This is a genomic window from uncultured Propionibacterium sp., assembly GCF_963539965.1.
In the GTDB taxonomy this organism is placed as follows: domain Bacteria; phylum Actinomycetota; class Actinomycetes; order Propionibacteriales; family Propionibacteriaceae; genus Propionibacterium.
The window spans coordinates 1-6,258 of record NZ_CAUTOU010000092.1 but is presented as its reverse complement, the minus strand read 5'-3'; the positions used below and the strand labels follow the sequence as shown (position 1 = coordinate 6,258).

Annotated in this window: 8 protein-coding genes; all 8 read left to right on the top strand. The window is 70.5% G+C overall.

Annotated features, from left to right (window positions below; all coding sequences use genetic code 11):
* The coding region (locus R2N01_RS10755; protein ID WP_316671044.1) for a TilS substrate-binding domain-containing protein at positions 1 to 203 on the top strand (203 nt) is incomplete at its 5' end.
* A gap of 76 nt (positions 204 to 279) precedes the next feature.
* Positions 280 to 831 carry a hypoxanthine phosphoribosyltransferase gene (gene hpt / locus R2N01_RS10750; RefSeq protein ID WP_316671043.1) on the top strand — a complete coding sequence of 184 codons (552 nt, stop codon included), beginning with the start codon at positions 280 to 282 and terminating at the stop codon, positions 829 to 831.
* On the top strand, positions 831 to 1,511 hold the full coding sequence (gene folE / locus R2N01_RS10745; RefSeq protein ID WP_316671041.1) for a GTP cyclohydrolase I FolE: 681 nt from the start codon (positions 831 to 833) through the stop codon (positions 1,509 to 1,511). Before hpt ends, folE begins: the two co-directional genes overlap by 1 nt.
* A gap of 140 nt (positions 1,512 to 1,651) precedes the next feature.
* Positions 1,652 to 2,464: a dihydropteroate synthase gene (folP, locus tag R2N01_RS10740; RefSeq protein WP_316671039.1), complete on the top strand. Its 813-nt coding sequence runs from the start codon at positions 1,652 to 1,654 to the stop codon at positions 2,462 to 2,464.
* 157 nt (positions 2,465 to 2,621) lie between these two features.
* Positions 2,622 to 3,014 carry a dihydroneopterin aldolase gene (gene folB, locus R2N01_RS10735; RefSeq protein WP_316671036.1) on the top strand — a complete coding sequence of 131 codons (393 nt, stop codon included), beginning with the start codon at positions 2,622 to 2,624 and terminating at the stop codon, positions 3,012 to 3,014.
* Positions 2,918 to 3,598, top strand: coding sequence for a 2-amino-4-hydroxy-6-hydroxymethyldihydropteridine diphosphokinase (gene folK / locus R2N01_RS10730; RefSeq protein WP_316671035.1), 681 nt, complete (start codon positions 2,918 to 2,920; stop codon positions 3,596 to 3,598). Before folB ends, folK begins: the two co-directional genes overlap by 97 nt.
* Before the next feature lie 155 nt (positions 3,599 to 3,753).
* Positions 3,754 to 4,083, top strand: a complete 330-nt coding sequence (locus R2N01_RS10725; RefSeq protein WP_316671033.1) for an Lsr2 family protein — start codon at positions 3,754 to 3,756, stop codon at positions 4,081 to 4,083.
* A gap of 332 nt (positions 4,084 to 4,415) precedes the next feature.
* Positions 4,416 to 6,258, top strand: a 1,843-nt coding sequence (locus R2N01_RS10720; RefSeq protein WP_316671031.1) for an ATP-dependent Clp protease ATP-binding subunit, incomplete at its 3' end; no start/stop codon positions are given.

The following is a 6,258-nucleotide window of genomic DNA, read 5'->3' as shown; positions in this document are numbered from 1 at the left end:
TCCGGTCCCTGGCGGCCCAGCCGCCCGCCCTGCGCGGGCGCATCGTCCGGGCGTGGCTGGGAGGGGCCGGCGTCGCCGAGCCGAGCGCCGCCCACACGGGGGCGGTACTCGCCCTCGTCGAGGACTGGCACGGTCAGAAGGGCGTCGACCTGCCCGGTGGCGTGCGGGTCGTCCGCGCCGGCGGGGTGCTGGGCCTCCGTTGAGCGCCCGGGCCGGAACGGGGGCGATCGCCGGCTCGTCCGGCCCGCGCCGGATGCGCCGTGCACTAACCTTGGCGACGTGGACGCAGCCGACATCAGCGCAGACCTGGAGCACGTGCTCTACACCGCCGATCAGATCGGTGCCCGGGTCGGGGAGCTGGCAGCCCAGATCGACGCGGACTACAGGGGCAGACGGCCCCTGCTGGTGGGCGTCCTCAACGGAGCGATGATCATCATGTCCGATCTGTGCCGCGCCATGCACGGCCATGTCGAGGTCGACTGGATGGCCGTCAGCTCCTACGGCTCGGGCACCCGCAGCTCCGGCGTGGTGCGTATCCTCAAGGACCTCACCACCGACATAGCCGGGCGCGACGTGCTGGTCGTCGAGGACATCATCGACACCGGCCTGACGCTCAGCTACCTCGTGCACAATCTCGCCACCCGCGGAGCGGCCAGTATCGAGGTGGCCACCATGTTCCGCAAGCCCGAGGCCATCGGCGCGCCGGTCCGGGTCGGCTACGTCGGCTTCGACCTGCCCGACGAGTTCGTCGTGGGTTACGGCCTCGACTACGACGGCCGCTACCGCAACCTGCGCGACGTCGCCACGCTCGCGCCCCACGTCTACCGATGATGTCCGGGCTCCAGGGCCATGCCGCCGTCCCCCCGCAGCCGGGCGATCCGGTGGGCGAGAACCCGCCCGGCGGGATCGACAACACGCCATACCTCGGACCGGGCGTCCGGCCCGCCCCCGGATTCGACGGGGCCCGCATCGAGGCCGCCGTCCGCGAACTGCTCATCGGCATGGGCGAGGATCCCGACCGCGACGGCCTGCGCGAGACCCCGGCGCGCGTCGCCCGCGCCTGCGCGGAGATCTTCAACGGCCTCGGGCGGAACCCCGAGGACGTGCTGGCCCGCACCTTCGACCTCAGTCACGAGGAGATGATCCTCGTACGCGACATCGAGGTCTACAGCACCTGCGAGCACCATCTGATGCCCTTCCACGGCGTCGCCCACGTCTGCTACATCCCGCCGAGGGACGGCCGCGTCACCGGCCTGTCGAAGATCGCCCGGCTGGTCGAGCTCTACGCCCACCGCCCCCAGGTGCAGGAGCGTCTGACCGGCCAGGTCGCCGACGCCCTCATGAACTGCCTGCACGCCCGCGGTGCGCTCGTCGTCATCGACTGCGAGCACCTGTGCATGACGATGCGCGGCGTGCGCAAGCCGGGCGCCCGCACCCTCACCTCGGCCGTGCGCGGCCGGCTGCGCGACCCGGCCACGCGCGCCGAGGCCATGAGCCTCATCAGTTCCTGAGGCCCACCCGCCCCCGCCCGCCTCAGGGCGCCACCCGGCGGGGACCCGGAGCCCCGTCCCGTCCCCGGCCGTGCGCGGCCGGATCCGGCTCCGGCGCGCCGGGCCCGGGGACGCCTCGCCGGGGCCTCTACACTTCGCCCATGAGCCATACCATGGTGATGGGCGTCATCAACGTCACCCCTGATTCGTTCAGCGACGGAGGACGGTGGTTGGACACGTCCGCCGCCGTCGCCCATGGACTCGAACTGATAACCCAGGGCGCCGAGGTCCTCGACGTCGGCGGCGAGTCCACGCGCCCGGGCGCCGAACGGGTCAGCGAGGACGAGGAGCTGGCGCGCGTCCTGCCGGTGATCGAGGGGCTCCGCGTCCCGGCGGCGGCGACCGGCGTCGGGCTGAGCGTCGACACGATGCGGGCGGCGGTGGCCCGGGCCGCCGCGCACGCCGGCGCGACGATCATCAACGACGTCTCGGGCGGCCTGGCCGACAAGAGGATGCTCGGGACCGTCGCCGGTCTGGGCGTGGACTACGTCTGCCAGCACTGGCGGGGCTTCGGCCGGGAGATGGCTGCGGCCGCCGAGTACGACGACGTCGTGGCCGAGGTGCGCGACGAGCTCGGGGCCCGTTGCCGGGCCGCCGTGGACGCCGGCATCGCGCCCGAGCGCGTCATCGCCGACCCGGGCCTCGGTTTCGCCAAGACGGCCGAGCACAACTGGCAGATCCTCGCCCACCTCGAGGCATTCACCCGACTGGGCCATCGGGTCCTCATCGGCGCCAGCCGCAAGCGCTTCCTGGGCAGCCTGCTCAAGGGCCGCCCGGTCGTCGAACGGGACGCCGCGACCGCGGCCGTCTCGGCCTGGTGCTGCGCGCACGGGATATGGGCGGTGCGCACCCACGAGGTGTGCTCGCAGGTGGATGCGATCGCCGTCACCGAGCATCTTCGCTCGATGACGTGACCCGATGGGCGGGTTTTCGCGTGCGGGTCCTGATATTGACCGGGTTCGGGCGGGAGACCCGGGCGCGCCCGGCCGGTCGGAACGGCACGAATGCGCCGGGATGGTAACAATGATTCGCGGATAATGGGGCCGACCGGCCGCCGTCGGGAGGGAGCGGATGCTCGAGGAAACGAATCCGGGCCGGGCCCGGATCAGGCTGAGCGGGTTGCGCGTCATGGCCCGCCACGGCGCGCTGCCCGACGAGTACGACAACGAGCAGCCCTTCGTCATCGATGCGGAGCTGATCGTCGACGAACCGGCGGCCGACGATATCTCCCGGACCGTCGACTATGCCGAGGTCGCCCGGGTCGTGGTTCGGACGATCGGCGGCGAGCACGCCGATCTCATCGAGACCCTCGCCGCCCGCATCGCCGATGCGTGCCTGGGACTTCCTGGAATTCGGGCCCTGGAGATATGCGTTCACAAGCCCCAGGCGCCTGTCGGGCTTCCTTTCCGGGACGTCTCCGCGACCGTTGTCAGGCGCGCGGGGGACGACGGGGGGCGGGCATGAGCGGAGCCGGGAACGGCGCCTCCGGGGGCGCCGCACGGCGTGCGGTACTCAGCCTGGGCTCCAACATGGGGGATCGGCTCGGCCGGTTGGGGGCCGGGGTCCGTGAGCTCGCCCGTGTTCCCGGGATCGGGCACGTGCGGGTCTCGTCCGTGTACCGCACCAGGCCGGTGGGCGATGCCGACCAGGACGATTTCCTCAACATCATCGTCACCGCGGACTCCCTGCTGGATCCTCTCGCCCTGCTCGGGCGCGCCAATGCCATTGAGGACGCCCAGGGCCGCCGGCGGGACCCGGACAGGCCGCACGGCCCCCGCACCCTCGACATCGATCTCGTCGTGGTCGGCGAATGCACCAGTGGCACGCGGCGCCTGCGATTGCCGCATCCGCGTGCGCATGAACGCGCATTCGTTCTCGTCCCGTGGGCCGAACTGGAACCCGATGCGGAGCTTCCCCAGGGGCGAATTGTCGATCTGCTGAGCGGTCTGGATGCGTCCGGCGTGGTGCTCACCGATCTGCAGGTGAAGCGGGGCGAAAGCGGACCGCGCCCCCGGGCGGCCGGGAGCGATCACCCCATGGCTCCCTGATGCCGCAAAAGGACCTGAGGCTGTGAGATTCGATGGATTTCACTTTTCTTGCCGGATCTTTTGTCTCCGGTGCATTCTATTGGTTATATTGTCTGCGTCCGGATGAGGCCAGCCGGCATCGCATCCGTCGCGGTGCCGCCGAAAGAGGAGGAATAATGGCGCGTAAGGTCCAAGTGATCCTTACTGATGACGTCGATGGCAGTGAGGCCAGCGAGACCGTGAATTTCGGTCTTGACGGCGTCACCTACGAAATCGATCTGTCCGACGAGAACGCCGGCAGGCTGCGCGATCAGCTCGCCCACTGGGTCGGCAATGCCCGCCGCGTGGGCGGCCGTCGCAGCACCGGCCGTCGCAACAGCGGCAGCGGCGGCACGAGCGATGCCGCCAAGATCCGCGAGTGGGCGCAGGCCAACGGCCATCAGGTGCCTCCGCGCGGCCGTATCCCCAATGAGGTCCGCCAGGCCTACGAGGCCGCGAAGCGCTGAGTTCTCCGCGCATTCCGGCGGTGACGCCGGAGGACGGTCGTGGTGAAGGGGCGGGGAGACCGGTCTCCCCGCCCCTTCACCGTGCGCACCGGGCCCGGGCGACCGGCCCCGCGGCCTCCTGCCGGCCCGGGCCGGGCGGGTGGTCCGCACTGCCCACGGGGCCGGGGCCCGGCGTCGCGGGGACCCCTTGCGCCCGGGGCGAACAGCAGGAACATTGGGCGTTGGACCCGGGTTTGTAGGATGAGACTTGAGCGCACCGGACTCAGGCCACCCAGGTCTGGGGGAGCCGGCGCTCTTGGAGGACCCCGTTCGGAGTCTGCTGAAGGAGACCAATGTTTGAGCGCTTTACCGACCGGGCACGTCGCGTCATCGTGCTGGCCCAAGACGAAGCGAAGATGCTGAACCACAACTACATCGGCACCGAGCACATCCTCCTGGGCCTGATCCACGAGGGCGAGGGCGTCGCCGCGAAGGCACTGGAGCAGATGGGCATCTCGCTCGAGGCCGTGCGGGAGCAGGTCGAGGAGATCATCGGTCACGGCCAGAACCCGCCCACCGGCCACATCCCGTTCACCCCGCGCGCCAAGAAGGTCCTCGAGCTCTCGTTGCGCGAGGCGCTGCAGATGAACCACTCGTACATCGGCACTGAGCACATCCTTCTGGGCCTGATCCGCGAGGGCGAGGGCGTCGCCGCCCAGGTGCTGATCAAGCTCGGCGCCGACCTCAACCGCGTCCGCACCACCGTGCTGGCCCTGCTGAGCGGCTACCAGGAGGAGAGCGGCGCCCAGCCGGCCACTGCCGGCGCCCCCGAGGCCCCGAGCTCCAACTCGTCCAGCAGCACGCTCGACCAGTTCGGCCGCAACCTGACCCAGGCGGCCCGCGAGGCCAAGCTCGACCCCGTCATCGGCCGCCAGAAGGAGATCGAGCGCGTGATGACGGTGCTGAGCCGGCGCACCAAGAACAACCCGGTGCTGATCGGCGAGCCCGGTGTCGGCAAGACCGCCGTCGTCGAGGGCCTGGCCCAGGCGATCGTCCGCGGCGACGTGCCCGAGACCCTGCGCAACCACCTGATCTACTCGCTCGACCTCGGCGCGCTGGTGGCCGGCTCGCGCTACCGCGGCGACTTCGAGGAGCGCCTGAAGAAGGTGCTCAAGGAGATCAGGACCCGCGGCGACATCGTCCTGTTCATCGACGAGATCCACACCCTCGTCGGGGCTGGCGCGGCCGAGGGGGCGATCGATGCGGCCTCGATCCTCAAGCCCATGCTGGCCCGGGGCGAGTTGCAGACCATCGGCGCCACCACGCTCGACGAGTACCGCAAGCACATCGAGAAGGATGCGGCCCTCGAGCGCCGTTTCCAGCCCATCCAGGTGGACGAGCCCTCGATCCAGCTGACCATCGAGATCCTCAAGGGCCTGCGCGACCGCTACGAGGAGCACCACAAGGTGACCGTCACCGACGAGGCGCTCACCGCCGCGGCCACCCTGGCCGACCGCTACGTGCAGGACCGCTTCCTGCCCGACAAGGCGATCGATCTGATCGACGAGGCCGGCGCCCGCATGCGTATCGCGCGCATGACCGCCCCGCCGGATCTGCGCGAGTTCGACGAGAGGCTGGCCGGCGTGCGCGCCGAGAAGGAATCGGCCATCGACCACCAGGACTTCGAGGCCGCCGCGAAGCTGCGCGACGACGAGCGCAAGATCCTGGCCGCCCGCGCCGAGAAGGAGGCCTCCTGGAAGGAGGGCGCCTCGGACGTGCCCGCCATCATCGGCGAGGAGCAGATCGCCGAGGTCCTCTCCAGCTCCACCGGCGTGCCCGTCTCGCGCCTGACCGAGGCCGAGTCGCAGCGCCTGCTCCACATGGAGGACGAGCTGCACAAGCGCTACATCGGCCAGGACGAGGCCGTCAAGGCCATCTCGCGTTCGATCCGCCGTACGCGCGCCGGCCTGAAGGACCCCAGCCGCCCGTCCGGCTCGTTCATCTTCGCCGGCCCCTCCGGTGTCGGCAAGACCGAGCTGACCAAGGCGCTCACCGAGTTCCTGTTCGGCGACGAGGACGCCCTCATCACCCTCGACATGTCCGAGTACTCCGAGAAGCACACGGCCAGCCGCATGTTCGGCTCCCCGCCCGGCTACGTCGGCTACGAGGAGGGCGGCCAGCTCACCGAGAAGGTGC

Coding starts and splice junctions, on each gene's coding strand:
- folE (WP_316671041.1), top strand. CDS start 831: ATGTCCGGGCTCCAGGGCCATGCCGCCGTCCCCCCGCAGCCGGGCGAT.
- folP (WP_316671039.1), top strand. CDS start 1,652: ATGAGCCATACCATGGTGATGGGCGTCATCAACGTCACCCCTGATTCG.
- folB (WP_316671036.1), top strand. CDS start 2,622: ATGCTCGAGGAAACGAATCCGGGCCGGGCCCGGATCAGGCTGAGCGGG.
- folK (WP_316671035.1), top strand. CDS start 2,918: ATGCGTTCACAAGCCCCAGGCGCCTGTCGGGCTTCCTTTCCGGGACGT.
- R2N01_RS10725 (WP_316671033.1), top strand. CDS start 3,754: ATGGCGCGTAAGGTCCAAGTGATCCTTACTGATGACGTCGATGGCAGT.